Below are 16,094 nucleotides of genomic sequence, written 5' to 3'. Positions count from 1 at the left end.
GTCCGCGGATCGGTCAACGATCCCACGGGAGCACGGGGCGAGCCGTCCCATCTCGAACCCGCCCCGCCCCGTCCGTCCCCTCACTCCTTCGGGCCGTCGTCTCCGCCGTCGTCCCCCCCGCTCGCCGCGCGCAGGTGGATTCGCTTGTATTCTTTCGACGACGGCCCGTGCACCTCGCGCACCACGCGCTTGAACGAGATGTACTTCTCGTAGGCGGGCCCGTAAGCCGTCGCGCGCGCGTTTTTGGCATTGGCGAGCGCCGTGTTCGCATCGACCGATTCGCGGATTTCTTTGATCACCTGGGGCGCGCGCTGGCCGAAAACGCCGTTCACGATGTCGTCGGCCCACGGCGTCCCCAGGTGATCGTCGACGGCGTCGAGCAGGTCCTCGAGCGCGGTCACCTTGTCCGTGTCGGTCGGCTGCCGCTTGAGGGTATCGGGCACCTCCAACGTGGGCACGTAGGCCAATGCAACGGCGCGCGCCTCGCGATAAGGTTGGTCGATCGACACGAGCGCGGCATTCGCCTCCGCCCCCTCCTTGCCCGCCGCGCTCTCCCCGGCGATGACGGACTTGTGCGCGGTGAGAAACGCCTCCGCCGACCCCTTCAAGACATCCGTATACACCCGCGCCACCACCGGCCGCGCATTCGGGTCCGTGCCGAGCTCCTGGCATCGCGTGAGAATCCGGTGAAAACGCTTGTAGTCAATCGCACCCATCAACCCATCCTCCCGACCAAGCGGCGTACGCTGGTTCGGTATGGACGGTACCAGAAGACCTGTGAGCCGAGTAGCAGAACCGTACGGCTGTACGCGATCGGCGTGGAGACGCCCCCGAGGACGGGGCGGACGTGCAGGGAGCGCGGCGGGGCGCGCACGAGCGAAACGCGGTCGCGCGCGAGCAAAACGCTCGTCCGTGGGAGAAAAAGGCTCGCGGTCGAGGAGCAGAACGCAAACCCGCAGGAGCGAAACGCAAACCTGTAGGAGCGAAACGCAAACCCGTAGGAGGGCAGGCGTGTGATGTAGCTAGCTTTACTCGACGCGCGGGAAGGGAACGCGCGGAGGCGGTGAGCGAACGGCACGGGCGTTCGAAGGGCGGGCGCGTCGGTTTGTTGCGAGCGGTTTCGTGAGGGACGTGGGGGATGTCGTGTAGCTCTGGGCGCTTCTAGGCGGGGTGGGCGGGGGCCGCGTTCACTTCTCAAACGGCGGACGCGTCGGCTTCGGGTCCGTTTCGGCAGTCTTGCACCGCTCGAAGTCGTACGGGTTGCCCTCGTTGCAGAAGATCAAGTTGTCGAAGCAGCAGGCAGGGCAATAGAGCTCCTCTTTTCGCTCGAAGCAGCCCTTGTAGCAATTCGTGGTCGGGAGGTCGCACTCCTCGCGCAGGACGACCTTCCCGGCATCGTTCTCGGGCCTCGACGCCTTGCTTGGGGACTCTTTGCAGCCGACGAGCAGCGCCAGGAACCATGTGATTACGAGCATGGCTCGATGCCTGTTCATGACGCTAATCTTCCTTGTCCGGGCAACTGTAAAAGCTATACGAGCCGGAGTCCGAGCTGCAAGCAACGGCGTTCTGGTTGCAGCAGGAGAAACACGCCGAGCCAGCGCCAGCCTTGAAGCAACTGTTCTGGCAAGCGCGCGCCTTTCTCTCGCAGGCCGTGAGCGGAGGGTCATCCGCATCGGAGCACCCCCAACCCGCCACCATCACGACCCACACCCAAAGCACCAGCGCGCAAAGCTTCCGCATCGCACCCGCCTCTACGGTCCCCTTATCCCCCTTCCCCCCGCACGCCACTTCTCTGCCTTTCCCCCGCTCACCCCTTCTTCCTCCTGCTCCCCTTCCCTGCCTCGACGTTGACCGGGGACGTGGGGGGCGGTAGCGTGGCGGGGAGGTTTGGGGGCGGAGTGCATGCAACGTCGACGATGGTTCCTTCTCATCGCCGCCGTCGCCGTCTCCGCCTGCGGGCGTTCGGAATCCAATCGATTCACGCTCGAAGCCGGAAAGGTCGCGCGCGTGGAAAGTTGTCACCTCCGGGTGGACCATACGGTCCTCCGAGATGACGTCCGTTATGCGGCGCTCGCGTACGTGTGTGACGTGCCCGCGTCAGCCCTGAACGAGAAGAGCTGGTGGGGCGACAAACCCCAGCCCTTGGGTTTCTCGATGAACGTGGGCGACTGCCTCCCGCTCGACACGGCTTATTATTGCGTGGAGGCGATCGAGGAGGACAAGGCGTCGTTCAAGGCGACGTACAAGAAGCCGCGGAAGGCCGAGCAACACCTGGAGCTGATCCGGTAGCGGGAGGAGGGCACGCCCCTCACGCGCACCGATCACACGTCCCGCGGAACTGAATCTCCAGCCCCTTCTTGCGTAGCGCCCGCGGGATGCCGCGTGCTGGCTTCACCTCGACGATCTCGTCGGGCAGGCATGCCACCTCGCCGCAGCTGTTGCAGACGAAGTGCGGGTGCGTCCCGCTGTCGTGCTCGCCCCCTTCGCGCACCAGCTCGAAACGCCAGACGTGGTCGCCCACGTCGGTGCGTCGCACGAGACCGACCTCCGTCAGGTCGATCAGGTTGCGGTAGATCGTCGCGCGGTCCCAGCCCTCGGGCGCGAGCTCGGCGCACAGATCGCCGTGGCTCACGGGCGTCTTCTGCGCGAGCAGCCGGCGGAGCACGGCCAGGCGGGGAGCCGTCGCGCGCAGGCCCTTGGTCCGGACGAGCGATCGCAGCTCGTCAATGTTGGGAGGGTCGGTCGAGCGCGCCATGCATGTTCCCTACCCCGACCACGGTCGGGTCGCAATGGGGACAGAGGAGAAGGAGCAACGCGGATGCTGTTGCAGATGTCCACCGTGTGTAAGGAGCTGGCCCCGTCGCCGTTCTTTCTGTCTCGAAGCCGCGGGACTCGGTTTACCATCCTCAGATCGTTGGGGCGGGTCGTTCGTCGAAGGGCCTTCGGCGCACCGCGCCTTCTGCTGGCTCGCACGTAGAGGTCTTCCCGATGAGAAAGATTCTGGCTCCGATCGCGCTCCTCTGGCTCGCCGGTTGCGCCAAGACGACGACCTTCGTCAAGAGCGACACCACGCTCGGCCGCGTGGTCGTCTACCGCAACGGCATCGCCTACTTCGAGCGCTACGCCGAGATCGACGGCGACTCGCTCCGGCTCAGCGTGCCGGGGGACAAGATCGACGATTTCTTGAAGTCGCTCACCGTGATCGACGCGACCACGGGCAAACCCGCGCCCGTCGCGTACCCGACCTCCGGTTCGGCGTTCGTCGGACAAGAGAACAACCAGCAGAACTACCAGAACAACCAGCAGTACGGCGGTTCGCCCCTCGTCAACATGGAGATCCAGCTCCAGGGGCCGAAGCCGCACAAGCTCCTGCTCTCGTACGTGACCGAGGCCCCGTCGTGGAAGCCGAGCTACCGCGTCTCCGTCGGCAAGGACGGCAAGATGAAGGTCGAGGCGTGGGCCATCGTGGACAACACCTCGGGCGAGGACTGGAACAAGGTGAAGCTCGGCGTCGGCTCGAGCTCGGCGCTCTCCTTCCGCTTCGATCTGCGCTCGGTCCGCATGGTCCAGCGAGAAACTTTGCAGTCGAACGATCTCTTCGCGCAGGCGCCCCCCATGGGCGGATCGACGTACGCGGGGCAGCCAGCGCTTCCGGGCGGAGGCCTTGCCCCGGGCAAACGCGTGGTCGCGGAGCTCGACGACGCGCGGCTCGCGGACGCGACCGTCGCGCGTGACGCGGAGACAGAGCGCACGGAGGCGCGGACGCAGTCGGCCGACAAGAAGAGCAACGGCGGCCCGACGAGCGGGCTCGGGGGCTTCGGCGGAGGCGGAGGCAGGCGCGCGACCAACAGCGCGCCCGCGAAGAGGGAGCCGGCGCGCGAGCCGTGGGTGGACAACAAACCGAAGGACACCTCCGGGCTCGATCGGCTGGCCGCGCAGTACAAGAATTCGCGGCGGCAGGTGGTCGTCGAGGGGTATGCCGACGGGCGCGACGGCGACAAGTACGGCGCGTCGCTCGAACGAGCGAACCGGGCGCGCGAGCAGCTCATCCGCAGCGGGCTCGATCCTTCGCAGGTCGTCGCCGTGGGCAACGGCATGCAAGCGGGCCGCGCGGGCGGCGTCCGGATCGTCGAGGCGCCGGAAGAGGCCCAGCAGCAAGGGCAGATGCAAAACACCGCGACCCTCGATCCGAACGCGGCGGCGCCGGCGAGCGCCGAGCCGATCGGGACGTCGCACTTCGAGTCGCCCACGCCGATGACGGTGCCGCGCCTGACGAGCGCGATGGTGTCGATCCTGAGCGAGGAGACCGAGGGCGGCTTCGTGTATTTCTACGATCCCGAGAGCGCGCGCGGAAACACGACGTTTCCGTTCCGCGCGGTGCGCCTCAAGAACCCCACCGGGTCGGTGCTGGAGAGCGGGCCCGTGACCGTGTTCGGCGAGGGCCGGTTCATCGGCGAGGGCATGAGTGATCCGATCCCGGCGCACTCGTTCGCGTTCGTGCCGTTCGCGCTCGATCGGCAAATCGTGGTGGAGCGCAAGGACGATACACGCGACGAGATCGCCCGCATCCTCAGCGTGCAGCGCGGCGTGTTCTCCACCGAGGTCCGCCACACGAAGAAGAAGACGCTCGTCATGACGAACCGCCTGCAAGACACGGCGACGGTGTACGTGCGGCATACGGTCTCGCCCGGATACAAGCTGGCGAAGGCGCCGCCGTCGCAGGAGCGGATCGGCGAGTCGTACCTCTTCAAGATCGAGATCCCGGCAGGCAAGCAGGTCGAGGTGGACATCGAGGAGGCGACGCCGCTCTTCAAGAGCACCGACATCCGCAGCACGGTGGGGATGGAGATGGTGCGCGTGCATCTGTCGAGCGCCGCGGCCGCGGGCCCGCTGAAGGAGTCGGTGACGAAGCTGCTCGAGCTGCAGAAGGAGATGGCAAACCTCGAGCAGAGGATCACCACGTCACGCGAGCAGATGTCCGAATACCGGCAGCGCCTCGACGAGCTGCACGCGCAGATCGTCACGCTGAAGGTCGTGAAGAGCGGCGGGCCGCTGATGCAGAGCCTCGAAAAGAAGATGCAAGAGGTGAGCGATCGGATCTCGAAGGCCACGATCGATCTCGTCGCGCTGCAGGAGAAGCTGATGCTCGCGCGTATCCGCTTCCAGGACGGCGTCTCCGAGCTGTCGCTGGAAAAGGAGACGGCGGGTGCGGACGCGAAAGACGGTTCGACCACGAAGATCTAGAGCGCCGAACTGTTCGGCGCTCTGCGAGATCGCAAAGCGAGCTCGCCTCGGGGGGTGAATCGGCCGGGCTTTGCCCGGACGAGAGGGGGACGCGAGGCGTCTCCCTCGGGACGAAAGAAGCCTAGAACATCGATCGGTTGTCAAACCGATCGATGTTCTAGAGCGCCAGGCGCGAAGCCATCTTTACACCCTCTCCCCGAGGGCTGTACGCTCCGCCCTGACTCGCAACCAGGGACGGTGCACGGATGAACCCAGGCGGTTACGGTGGCGGCGGGGGATACCCGCCCGGCGGTGGTTATCCTCCCGGTGGTGGTTATCCGCCCGGCGGTGGTTATCCGCCCGGCGGTGGAATGCCGCCTTCTGGTGGAGGTGGTGGCTGGGGACCGCCTCCGGGCGGCGCGCCGCCTGCGGGTGGTGGAGGTGGCTGGGGACAACCTCCGGCCGGCGCCCCGGGCATGGGGGCCTATGCGCCGCCGCAGGGTGGTTATGGAGCGCCGCCCGGACCGCCGATGGGCATGATGGGCGCGGGCTTTCCCGGCATCGGGCAACGCGTCGTGTTCAATGGTGACGGCGGCAAGCTCTTCGGCACGTACCTGCTGTTCAACGTGGTGCCTGTCGCCGCCGGCGGGATCGTCTTCGCGATCATAAGCGGGATCGGCGGCGCCATCGGCGGCGCGATCGGGCGCGGGGGGGTGGGCGACATCATCGCCATCCTCTCCTCCATGGTCGGCGGCCTGATCTACCTGGCTGCCATTCTCACGGCCATCGTGCTCTTCTCGAACAAGTTCTACGAGTTCTATTACGAGGCGCTCCAGCTCGACGGGCAGCAATGCCAGTACACGGGCACGCCGCAAGAGCTCGCGAAGGTGATGGTCGTCAACACGCTGCTCACGGCGGTCACCTGCGGCATCTACACGCCGTGGGCGATCGTGAAGACGAAGCAGTACGTGGACAGCAAGGTGCTCGTGAACGGGCAGCCGGGGCGGCTCACGTTCCACGGCGATCCGGCGTCGCTGCTCGGCACGTACATCCTCGGCCTGCTCCTCATGTACTGCACGCTCGGGATCTACGGCCCCTGGTTCGCGAACAACCTCTTCGCCTTCATGTGGGAGAACACGAAGCTCGACGGCCGGGGCTACCAGTTCCGCAAGGATCCGGGTGGGTTCTTCGGGACATACCTGCTCACGTTGCTCTTCACGTACCTCACCTGCGGTATTTATTACCCCTGGGGCATCTGCAACATCCTCAAGTGGGAGGCGGAGCGCGTCACCTGACGCGTTCCGGCCCATGCGCGAGAGCGCCGCAAAGCGGCTCCGCTTCGCCCTGCCGGCGCTCTCGATAGCTTTCCTCCTCGCCCTCGTCCCCCAAACCACCTGCATCCTCCGCCTGACGCTCGGGCTCCCCTGCCCCGCGTGTGGCCTCACGCGCGCCGCGCTCGCGCTCCTGCGCCTCGATCTCGCGACCGCGACCGCTTTCCATCCGCTCGCGCTGCCGCTCGCGTTCGTGGCGATCGCCACGGTCTTCGCCGCGCGTTTCCTCGACGACGCCGCGTGGAAAAGGTTTGGCAGGGATGTCTCCGGCGGCAGCGGGGTCGCGATCGTGATCGTCTGGGCGCTTCGGTTCCTCGGCCTCTTCGGGGGGCCCGTGCCCTGACTTCACGCGGCGCGGCAACGTGATTCCACCAGAAAAATCCGCCACGGCGCGCGGCGCGTAGACGCGAAAACGAGGGAAAAAGCCCTTGTTTTCGGGTCTGACACGCGTGGTAGGATTACAAACATGCCCATCCTCGAGCTCAAGGTAGCTTCAGGCGCGGATCTCTCCGTTCGACGCTTCACGGTGGAGGAGAGCGTTTCGACCCTGTCCACGATCGCCGTGTGGGCACGCTGCGAAGAGCCGGACGTCGATCTCGAGGGCATCATCGGCAAGGACGCATCGCTTCGGATCGTGCACGGCGTGCGGTTCGTCGCCGGGCTCGGATCGCGGACGTGGAAGGGCGTGGTGACGCACGTCGAACAGGTCCACGGCGTCGCGCCGCTGCCGGGGCAGAAGGCCGAATCGACGTACTTCTTGCGGATCGCACCGAAGGCCTGGCTGCTCACGCAGCGCCGTGGTCACCGCATCTACCAGCACCTCTCGATCCCGGACATCGTCGACAAACTCCTCGGCGAGTGGGCGATCACGCCCGTCTGGAAGATCGATCGCGGCACGTACCCGAAGCTCGAATACAAGGTGCAGTACGGCGAGAGCGACTACGCGTTCATGAGCCGCCTCGTGGAGGAGGCAGGCATCGCGTTCACGTTCCCCGACGAGGCGGGCACGAACATCACGTTCCACGACAAACTGGAGAAGGGTCCGAAGCGCGGGGGTTTGCCCATCCCGTACATCGAGGAGCCGAACCAGGAGTCGGAGAAGGAGTTCGTGACGAACGTGCGGCTGTCGCACGAGGTGCGGCCGGGTCTGCACACGCAGCGCGACTACGACTTCCGCAGGCCCTCGTACGAGCTCGCCCAGCAGTCGCCGCGCGCGGCCGCGCCCGAGGACAAATACGAGCAATACGTCTACCAGCCGGGCTCGTTCCTCTCCGAGACGGGCAAGGCCGACGGGAACACGCCGGTCGCCGACGACAAGGGCGTGGCGCGGCACGAAGAGAAATACGGCAAGGGGCGCGCGGAGCGGGCGATGCTCGGGCGGCGCATGGGCCGGAGGCAGGTCGCGATCGATACGAATTGCCCCGATCTCGCGCCGGGCATGATCTTCAACATCGGACATCACCCGCACCCCGAGATCGGCGAGGGATCGGATCTGCTCGTGATCGATCTACGGATCGAGGGCAGCCCGCAAGACGAGTGGAGCATCTCGGCGCGCAGCGTCTACACGGATGTCGTGTACCGGCCGCCGATGCGGACGCCGAAGCCGAAGCTCAACAACGTGCAGAGCGCGACGGTGGTCGGCCCGCCCGGGCAGGAGATCCACGTCGACGAGTTCGGCCGCGTGCGCGTGCAGTTCCCGTGGGATCGCGAGGGCACGTTCGACGACAATAGCTCCTGCTGGATCCGCGTGAGCCAGGGCTGGGCGGGCACGGGTTACGGCATGATCGTGATTCCGCGCATCGGTCAGGAGGTGCTCGTCGGCTTCCTCGACGGCGATCCCGACATGCCCATCATCACGGGCCGCGTGTTCAACGCGACGCAGGTCGTGCCGTACGAGCTGCCCAAGTACAAGACGAGGAGCACGTGGAAGAGCAACTCGTCGCTCGGCGGAAACGGCTTCAACGAGATCATGTTCGAGGATCTGAAGACGCGCGAGCTCGTGTGGATGCAGGCCGAGAAGAACCTGCGCAAGTACGTCAAGAACGACGAGATCATCACGATCGGGCACGACCGGCAGAAGTACGTCGTGCGCAACGAGATCGAGTCGACGAGCGGCACGCGCGTCGAGGTGACGAGCGTGAACCGCATCGAGATCACCGACAAGGATCGGACGCTGTTCGTCGGCGGTGGGAGCCTGAAGCTCGTGAACGGCGACGAGCACGAGATCACGGACGGCAACATGCAGCTGCTCGTCCAGAAGGATCAGGACATCGTGGTGCGGCAGATGCGCCGCGAGCGGGTCGAGAAGGATTCGAGCCTGTACGTGGTCGGCAATCGCAACGAGCGCGTCGACGGGACGCTCTCGGTCACGGTCGACAAGAACCACTACGAGAAGATCGCGAAGAACGCGGCGCTCGAAGTGTCGAAGGAGATCCACCTCAAGGCAGGCTCGTCGATCGTCATCGAGGCGGCGAAGGATCTCACGCTGAAGGGGCCCGGCGGGTTCATTCGCATCGATTCGAAGGGCGTGACGATCAAGGGCAACCTCGTGCGGATCAACAGCGGCGGCAGCGCCGGATCGGGGTCGGGCGCGAAGCCGATTGTGCCGGACGAGGCGAAGCTCGCGGTGGTGGACGAGCCGGAGAGGCCGAAGCCGATCGATCTGCGGGTCGAGGGGATCGGGCAATAGAAAGGGGACGAGGGGTCATGCCTCCTGCTGCACGCATCACGGACATGCACGTCTGCCCCAAGGTGGATCCGGGGCCGAAGCCACACGTCGGCGGACCGGTGATCTCGGGCGAGCCGACGGTGCTCATCGGTTACATGCCGGCGGCGCGGGTCGGGGACAAACTCATTTGCATCGGGCCGCCCGACGCGGTGTCTCAAGGCGAGCCGACGGTGAAGATCGGGAGGAAGGACGCGGCGCGGCGCGGCGATCCGACGGAGCACGGCGGGAAGATCGTGCTCGGCTGCCCGACGGTGAACATCGGCTCGTCGCCGCAGGCGGACGCGCTCCGAACGGACGAGCCATTCTGCGAGGAGTGCGAGCGGGCGAAGCAGGAGCGCGAGGCGGCGCGGAAGAATCGCGGCGACGACGGGACGGGCTGAGCGATGCAGCGCGCAATCCTGGAGCTGCGCTGGGGTCCGGAGGGCGGCACGAAGAAGGTGCTCGCGCCCGGCGAGCGCCTGCGCGTCGGGAGGAAGCCGAAGGCGCAATGGGTCGTCCCCGACAAACACATGTCGGGCGTGCATTTCGAGGTCGCTTACGACGGGAGGCGCTTCGAGGTGCGGGACCTCGCGAGCGCAAGCGGGACGCTCGTCGGGGGGCAGAAGATCACGGCGGCCGAAGAGCTCGCGAACGGGGGCTGGATCCGCGCGGGCGAGACCGATTTCATGGTGTACTTCGAGGCCGCGACGCCGCCCGAGGAGGACGAGCTCGATCGCATGCTCGAAGCGGAGTCGGACGACCTCGACCCCATGGCGGCGCAGTGGCTCGAAGAGCACCGCGAGCGGATTCTACGGGACAAACGGAAACTGGAAGCGCGGCGCGTGGAGGCACTCGATCGGCTGCGGAAGGTGGACGGCCCGCTGTACGTGGTGCTCGACGCGGCGCGGACGGACCGGATCCTCACGGTCGTGCGGGAATCGGTGGATCGGTACAAGTCGCTGTACGAAGGGATCGACGGCGAGGCGCTCGAGGACGTGGCGCCGTACCTCGTCGAGCTCGACCCTTCCTCCTCGTTGCTCCCGCGGATCATCGAGGAGGGCTGGGGGAATCGCTGGGGGATCTTCATCGACTATCCGCGCAGCTTCAAGGAGCTGCGGCGGCACCTCCGGCGGTTTCTGATGGTCGCGGACGCCGAGACGCGGAAGAAATTCTATTTTCGATTCTACGATCCGGTCGTCTTGCGCGAGTTCTTGCCGACGTGCACGACGAAGCAGAAGGCGGAGCTTTTCGGGGAGATTCGCGCCTTCCTCGTCGAGGATCCGTTCGCGTATGTCGCGCGCTTCGCGGCGGAGGTCTCCTGATGCTGCTCGTCACGAAAGCCCAGAGGCGAGACGCCGGGTATTCGGCGTTCGTGGATCGCGTCGTGCGGCACATGAAGCTCCATTACTGGGCCGACGTGGGGCACCTGCCGCCCGAGGTCCTGTGGCGGCGGGTTTCCCATTGCATCGAGAAGGGGCGCGAGCGGGGGTTTACCTACGAGCGGAGCCTCGCGATCTTCACCGCGAACATGATGCGCATCGATCCGAGGTTTCACGAGCAGAAGAATATCGCGGCGCTGCTCGCCTCCGCGGACCGGCCCGAGCAGGAGCGGCTCGAGGGGCTCGTGAAGGAGATCTCGCCCGCTGCCTGGGCCGAGGCCGGGGCGATGTGCGACGCGAAGGAATACTGGTGGAGCGTGGATCGAACGATGGCCGATCCAGCGACGAGGAGTGAGCCATGAGCGGCAATGGTCAAGGCGGCGGTGGGGTCGACTCGTTCCTCAAGGCGCTGGAGGCCATGGAGAATGGCCAGGGCTTGCCGCTGGAGCCCCCGACCGGAGAGGCGGAATGCCCGAAAGCCCGCATCCGGATCGGTATCTTCTTCGACGGCACCGGCAACAACCTCTGGGTCGACGAGGCCCACGCGAACGATACGTACGGCGAGGATGGAGGGCCCAATGGCCCGACGAACGTCGCGCGGCTCTTCCGGGCGTACCGCAAGCAGGGGATCGTGCTCGACAAGGCCTACCACCACGGCGTCGGCACGGACTACACCGGCTGGTTCACGCGGGCCCAGCCGAACATGGACGATCCGGCGGCCAAACCCTCGACGCCCCTGGTGCACCGGAACCTCTCGGGCATGACGGTGGGCGCCGGCGGCAAGGCCCGTATCGAGTGGGGCCTGCGCATGCTGGCCGAGTTCTTCAGCAACAACAACAAATGGCGCGCCAAGGAGAAATACTTCGACGTCTGCGGCTTCAGCCGCGGCGCGGCCCTCGCGCGTGATTTCGTGAACCAGGTCCGGGCTCAGCGCGTCGCGAACCTGACGAAGACCACTTCGCCCGGTTTTTTCCGGCGAAACCCGGACGCGATCCCGTCGATCGAGACCGAGTTCCAGGACATTGGCATCCGCGAGTTCTACGAGCCGATCGATCCGGCGACGATCTATCCGAAGTTCATGGCGATCTTCGACACGGTGGAGATGTGGGGCCCGAGCACCGGGACGTTCCTGCCGGATGTCGATCACACCTACGTGGAGCATTGTGTCCACCTCGTCGCCGAGGACGAGTTCCGCACGCTCTTCCCGCTCACTTCCATCTTCATGGATCCGAACACGGAGCCGGGCCGGGCGTTTCCGCCGCTGGAGGCGCACCGGCCGCCGCGCCCGCAGGCCGATCAGCGGTATCAGGAGCCGCGCGATTACAAACGATGGATGCTCGAGGTCTGGTACCCAGGCTGCCACAGCGACGTCGGCGGCTCCTACCAGCCGCGCACGAACAAGAAGTGGCACCTGCAGTTCATCACGCTGCGGGACATGCACAAGGCCATGGTGAAGGCGAAGGTCCCGATCGGGCCGGTCGAGCTTCCCTTCGACGGGATCATCCTGCGCTTGTACGAAGAGTATTGCGGGTTCCGGCAAGACAAGGACTGGGCGCTCCACCCCGAGCAACCCGGCGCGCCGAAGAGCCAGTACGTCCACTGGTTCGAGACGGACGAATACATGGCGCGGTTTTACGGGCCAGACCCGCACGCGGATGATCCGTACCGCGGCGTAAGCCCCGTCGTCGTGGGTTTCTCGCAGGCGGGGGCCGGCGCGCACGGCGCATACATACCCCCGCCGGTTCCCCGCCGGCCGCAGTGGCCCGCGCGTTTGCTCGCCCTCACGGCGCGCGACTCGAACCCGGCGTACCAGCTCTTGCTCCGGCACTACATCCACGACTCCGCGACGGAGTCGCCGGGCTCCACGATCCTCGGCGAGGCGACGGATCGCCGCGGGCGGCAGCGGCTGCAAAGGAAGGTCAAACCAGCGGGCGCGCAGCCGCAGTATACGCCCCAGATCCCGGTCCGGAACGAGCACCGCCCACCGCGGTCGACGTACTGACGCGAGGTTATCATGCCTTTCTTCGAATTGAGCTTCGATTGCGGAGAGACCTCGCTCGTCGTCCGCCGCTTCTCGATTCACGAGGCGGTGTCGACGCCGTTCACGGTCTCGCTCTGGGTGCGCAGCGAGAACCCGGCCGTCGACATCGGCGCGATCGTCGGGCAGCCGGCAATCTTCAAGGTGCGCTCCGGCTACCTGAACCTCACGGGCGGCGGCCTGCGCGTCTGGAGCGGGTACGTGAGCTACATGGAGCAGACGCACGCGGAGCACCGGCAAAACAAGGTGCTCTCGACGTACCATTTCCGGATCGTCCCGCACCTGTGGCTCCTCGATCAGCGCCGCAATCACCGCATCTTCCAGCACCTCTCGATCCCCGACATCGTCGACAAGATCCTCACCGAGTGGAACGTCCGGCGCGCGTGGAAGATCGATCGCGGGCAATACCCGAAGCACGAGTTCCGGGTGCAGTACGGCGAGAGCGATTTTACGTTCGTGAGCCGTCTGCTCGAGGAGGCGGGCATCGCTTATACGTTCCCGGACGTGGACGACAATGGCTCGCTGCTCACGTTCAGCGACCAGCTCCACAAGAACCCACCACGCCCCGGGCCGCCCGTGCCGTACGAGCACAACCCGACGATGGAGGCCGAGCGGGAGTTCGTCTCGAAAATCTCCCTCGTGCGCGACGTGAGGCCGGGCGCGCTCGTCCTCCGCGATTACGATTTCCGGAGGCCCGAGTATCCGCTCTTCACGGAGGCGCCGAAGGCGGGCGATGAGGCGCGCTTCGAGCAGTACCATTACATCCCCGGCGGCATGTTCGTCGAGGCGGGGCGCGGAGGTGATACGCCGTTCGCGGACGACAAGGGCATCGCGCGGCACGATCAGCCGACCGGCGAGAAGCGGGCGACGCGCGCGCTCGAGGCGGCGCGGGCCGATCGCGGGGGAATTTCGTTCGAGAGCAATTTGAACGATCTCACGCCGGGCGTGGTGTTCAAGGTCGATCACCACCCGCACCCGGATCTCGCGCGGCCGTTTCTCACGACGGATACCATCCTCGAAGGGTCGGCCGAGGGCGAATGGATGGTGTCGGGGCACGCGACGTTCGCGGACGTCCCTTATCGGCCGCCGCTCGTGACGCCACGCCCCGAGGTGCTCGGCGTGCAATCGGTGCGGGTCGTGGCGCCGCGAAACGGGATCGACCTGGATCAGGCGGTCCACGTCGACGAGTTCGGGCGCGTGCGCGTGCAATTCCCCTGGGATCGCGAGGGCAACCTCGACGACGACAGCTCGTGCTGGATCCGCGTCGTCGAAGGCTGGGGCGGCGCAGGCTATGGCTGGCTGAACCTGCCGCGCGTCGGACACGAGCTTCTCGTGACGTTCCTCGACGGGGATCCCGACCGGCCCGTGCTCGCGGGCCGCCTCTACAATGCGGAGAAACCTGTCCCGTACAAGCTGCCGGAGCACAAGACCGTCAGCACGTGGAAGAGCCAGTCGATGCCGGCTCTGAATGGGTACAACGAGATCAAGTTCGAGGACCAGAAGGGCGAGGAGCTCTTTTACATGCAGGCGGAGAAGAACCTCCGCAAGCTGGTCAAGAACGACGAGATCGATACCGTCGGCCACGTACGTGACAAACTGGTGCAGGCCTGGGAGTTCGAGACCGTCGGCGGCAACCGCATCCAGCACACCGAAAAAGAGCGGGACGAGATGACGGGGCGCCTGCACCACACGCTGATCAAGGGCGACCGCCGGCAGCTCGTGCGCAAGGACGAGATCGAGGTCAACTTCTTGCGCCGGCGCCTGCTCGTCAAGAAGAACGTCGACGCGGTGGTCAAGGGCGAGAAGCGCGAGCGCACGGAGTGGGATCTCCACCTGTACACGAAGGAGAACCGCAAGGACCGGACGGGCAAGGATCACTCGCTCTTCGTGTACCAGGAAAAACACGAGAAGGTGGGCGGCGATTATGCCCGGGAGGCGGGCAAGGAGATCCATTACACGGCCGGCGAGAACGCGGTCGGCCAGGCGCCCGACATCACGCTGAAGGGGCCCGGCGGGTTCATCCGGATCGACGGGAGCGGCATCGTCATTTCAGGGACGAAGGTCGACATCAACGTCGGCGGCAGCCCGGGGCACGGGCACGGCTCGCGGCCGAAGGAGATCGCGAAGGCGAAGGAGGCGGTGCCGATCATCGGTGACGTCCACGTGCAGCCCGATTCGCCGGCGTTCGCCACGATGAAGGCGCTCTGGGATCAGCTCGTGGCCGACCTCGCGGTCAAGCCCGCCGATGTGAAGTACGCGGCGCTCAAGCGAATCGAGGAGCTCAACAAGATCGCGGCGAATGCGGACGTGGAGACGCCTTTGAACGGGCTCGTGCTCTGGTCGGGCAAGGGGCCGCCGATCGCGGGCACGGTCGCGCAGGACTTCGCCAACCAGCGTTCGGCCCTGGGGCTCCCGTCGACGACACTCGAGCAGACGCCGGGCGGGATCGAGCTCGGTCACCTGTCGTCGCGGGATCCGAGCGAGCAAAAGGACGAGGCGTGGACGATCGTCTCGAAAAAGCTCGCGACGCAAGCCGCGGGCGACGTGCACATCGTGCTCGGGATCGTGCCCATTCCGGAGGGCCGGATCGTGCGCCATGAAATCGAAATGCTCTCGAACAACCCCAACGTGACATCGATCACGGTGCTCCAGATGCAGGTGAGCGCGACCGGAAAATACAAGGACGCGGGCGGGACGGCGTACGACCTCGTGCCGATCACGATGCAAGAGGCGCTCGGGCTGAAACCACCGCCGCCACCGGCGCCCGAACCCGACGACGAGGACGACGAGGAGGTCGCGGCGTGACGTATTCACCCATGTTCCAGCGCTTCGTCGAGAGCGTCGAGGGCGTCGATCCGAAATGGCGAGAGGACGTCGACATGGAGGCGTTCCGCGCGCTCGACAAGGACGAGCGGCGCGAGGCGGAGGAGCTCTTGATGAGGCGCCTCGAGGACAACGATACGCGCGCTCCGCGGACGCTCGCCGAGGTGCAATGCCGAGGCGCCGTCGTCCCCATGCAGCGGGCTTATCCGAATGTGAAGGGCCGCATGAAGGTGGCCATCGCGCTCGCGCTCCGCGACCTCGAGGTGAGCCCGGCCGAGCCCCTGATCGCCGAGGTCATTCGCTCGGGTGATCTCGACGGAGGCGTCCCCGCCGTCTCCGCGGCGCGCGGGATGAACAAGCCGGAGATCGCGGACGCGCTCGCCTGGGCGGCGTTGCATCACCCGGATCCGAACGTGCGAAGGAGCGCGGGCTCGATCCTGATTTATCACTCCGGGGCCACGGACGACCCGCTCGCCTGGAAGCTACGGCCGCTTTATTTGCCGCTCGGCTCGGACGACATGGCGGTTCGCCGGAATGCGTTCCGGGAGATCTGCAAGATCGCGCAATTCCCTCCCGAGATGGCTGATTCTTGA

At 66.2% G+C, this 16,094-nt stretch carries 14 protein-coding genes; 11 read left to right on the top strand and 3 right to left on the bottom strand.

Going from position 1 to position 16,094, the window contains the following annotated elements; all coding sequences use genetic code 11:
• Nucleotides 1-80: 80 nt before the first annotated feature.
• Nucleotides 81-716, bottom strand: a complete 636-nt coding sequence (locus KEG38_RS06125; RefSeq protein ID WP_272418113.1) for a hypothetical protein — start codon at nt 714-716, stop codon at nt 81-83.
• A 471-nt stretch (nt 717-1,187) separates the two neighbouring features.
• A complete protein-coding gene (locus KEG38_RS06120; RefSeq protein WP_272418112.1) occupies nt 1,188-1,493 on the bottom strand; it encodes a hypothetical protein in 306 nt (101 codons plus the stop codon).
• Between the two features lie 409 nt (nt 1,494-1,902).
• On the opposite strand from KEG38_RS06120, the gene KEG38_RS06115 reads away from it, so the two are divergent.
• Entirely contained in the window at nt 1,903-2,289 is a 387-nt protein-coding gene (locus KEG38_RS06115) for a hypothetical protein (RefSeq protein WP_272418111.1), read from the top strand.
• Nucleotides 2,290-2,308: 19 nt separating this feature from the next.
• On the opposite strand, the gene KEG38_RS06110 is transcribed toward KEG38_RS06115, so the two are convergent.
• Nucleotides 2,309-2,755 (bottom strand): Fur family transcriptional regulator, encoded by a 447-nt coding sequence (locus KEG38_RS06110; RefSeq protein ID WP_272418110.1) that lies wholly within the window; start codon nt 2,753-2,755, stop codon nt 2,309-2,311.
• 233 nt (nt 2,756-2,988) lie between these two features.
• Between KEG38_RS06110 and KEG38_RS06105 the strand changes: the two genes are divergently transcribed.
• The 10 genes from KEG38_RS06105 (at nt 2,989) to KEG38_RS06060 (ending at nt 16,094) form a co-directional block, all read left to right on the top strand.
• Entirely contained in the window at nt 2,989-5,244 is a 2,256-nt protein-coding gene (locus KEG38_RS06105) for a DUF4139 domain-containing protein (RefSeq protein WP_272418109.1), read from the top strand.
• Nucleotides 5,245-5,489: 245 nt separating this feature from the next.
• Nucleotides 5,490-6,518: a DUF898 family protein gene (locus KEG38_RS06100; RefSeq protein WP_272418108.1), complete on the top strand. Its 1,029-nt coding sequence runs from the start codon at nt 5,490-5,492 to the stop codon at nt 6,516-6,518.
• A gap of 13 nt (nt 6,519-6,531) precedes the next feature.
• A complete protein-coding gene (locus KEG38_RS06095; RefSeq protein ID WP_272418107.1) occupies nt 6,532-6,897 on the top strand; it encodes a DUF2752 domain-containing protein in 366 nt (121 codons plus the stop codon).
• Between the two features lie 123 nt (nt 6,898-7,020).
• Complete coding sequence (locus KEG38_RS06090; protein ID WP_272418106.1) at nt 7,021-9,243, top strand: type VI secretion system Vgr family protein; 2,223 nt, start codon at nt 7,021-7,023, stop codon at nt 9,241-9,243.
• A gap of 17 nt (nt 9,244-9,260) precedes the next feature.
• A complete protein-coding gene (locus KEG38_RS06085; protein ID WP_272418105.1) occupies nt 9,261-9,662 on the top strand; it encodes a PAAR domain-containing protein in 402 nt (133 codons plus the stop codon).
• Between the two features lie 3 nt (nt 9,663-9,665).
• Nucleotides 9,666-10,583, top strand: coding sequence for a DUF4123 domain-containing protein (locus KEG38_RS06080; protein ID WP_272418104.1), 918 nt, complete (start codon nt 9,666-9,668; stop codon nt 10,581-10,583).
• Nucleotides 10,583-11,002 carry a hypothetical protein gene (locus KEG38_RS06075; RefSeq protein ID WP_272418103.1) on the top strand — a complete coding sequence of 140 codons (420 nt, stop codon included), beginning with the start codon at nt 10,583-10,585 and terminating at the stop codon, nt 11,000-11,002. Before KEG38_RS06080 ends, KEG38_RS06075 begins: the two co-directional genes overlap by 1 nt.
• Complete coding sequence (locus tag KEG38_RS06070; RefSeq protein WP_272418102.1) at nt 10,999-12,642, top strand: T6SS phospholipase effector Tle1-like catalytic domain-containing protein; 1,644 nt, start codon at nt 10,999-11,001, stop codon at nt 12,640-12,642. Before KEG38_RS06075 ends, KEG38_RS06070 begins: the two co-directional genes overlap by 4 nt.
• A gap of 12 nt (nt 12,643-12,654) precedes the next feature.
• Nucleotides 12,655-15,483, top strand: a complete 2,829-nt coding sequence (gene tssI / locus KEG38_RS06065) for a type VI secretion system tip protein TssI/VgrG (protein WP_272418101.1) — start codon at nt 12,655-12,657, stop codon at nt 15,481-15,483.
• On the top strand, nt 15,480-16,094 hold the full coding sequence (locus tag KEG38_RS06060) for a HEAT repeat domain-containing protein (protein WP_272418100.1): 615 nt from the start codon (nt 15,480-15,482) through the stop codon (nt 16,092-16,094). The genes tssI and KEG38_RS06060 overlap by 4 nt, the downstream gene beginning before the upstream one ends.

This window comes from Polyangium jinanense (assembly GCF_028435265.1).
GTDB lineage: Bacteria > Myxococcota_A > Polyangia > Polyangiales > Polyangiaceae > Polyangium > Polyangium jinanense.
This window is presented reverse-complemented; position numbering and strand designations above follow the sequence as displayed.

Excerpts from the sequence above, each read along its gene's own strand:
- KEG38_RS06070 (WP_272418102.1), top strand. The coding sequence starts at position 10,999 with ATGAGCGGCAATGGTCAAGGCGGCGGTGGGGTCGACTCGTTCCTCAAG.
- KEG38_RS06105 (WP_272418109.1), top strand. The coding sequence starts at position 2,989 with ATGAGAAAGATTCTGGCTCCGATCGCGCTCCTCTGGCTCGCCGGTTGC.
- KEG38_RS06085 (WP_272418105.1), top strand. The coding sequence starts at position 9,261 with ATGCCTCCTGCTGCACGCATCACGGACATGCACGTCTGCCCCAAGGTG.
- KEG38_RS06120 (WP_272418112.1), bottom strand. The coding sequence starts at position 1,493 with ATGAACAGGCATCGAGCCATGCTCGTAATCACATGGTTCCTGGCGCTG.
- KEG38_RS06110 (WP_272418110.1), bottom strand. The coding sequence starts at position 2,755 with ATGGCGCGCTCGACCGACCCTCCCAACATTGACGAGCTGCGATCGCTC.
- KEG38_RS06125 (WP_272418113.1), bottom strand. The coding sequence starts at position 716 with ATGGGTGCGATTGACTACAAGCGTTTTCACCGGATTCTCACGCGATGC.
- KEG38_RS06080 (WP_272418104.1), top strand. The coding sequence starts at position 9,666 with ATGCAGCGCGCAATCCTGGAGCTGCGCTGGGGTCCGGAGGGCGGCACG.
- KEG38_RS06090 (WP_272418106.1), top strand. The coding sequence starts at position 7,021 with ATGCCCATCCTCGAGCTCAAGGTAGCTTCAGGCGCGGATCTCTCCGTT.
- KEG38_RS06115 (WP_272418111.1), top strand. The coding sequence starts at position 1,903 with ATGCAACGTCGACGATGGTTCCTTCTCATCGCCGCCGTCGCCGTCTCC.
- KEG38_RS06100 (WP_272418108.1), top strand. The coding sequence starts at position 5,490 with ATGAACCCAGGCGGTTACGGTGGCGGCGGGGGATACCCGCCCGGCGGT.
- KEG38_RS06075 (WP_272418103.1), top strand. The coding sequence starts at position 10,583 with ATGCTGCTCGTCACGAAAGCCCAGAGGCGAGACGCCGGGTATTCGGCG.
- tssI (WP_272418101.1), top strand. The coding sequence starts at position 12,655 with ATGCCTTTCTTCGAATTGAGCTTCGATTGCGGAGAGACCTCGCTCGTC.
- KEG38_RS06095 (WP_272418107.1), top strand. The coding sequence starts at position 6,532 with ATGCGCGAGAGCGCCGCAAAGCGGCTCCGCTTCGCCCTGCCGGCGCTC.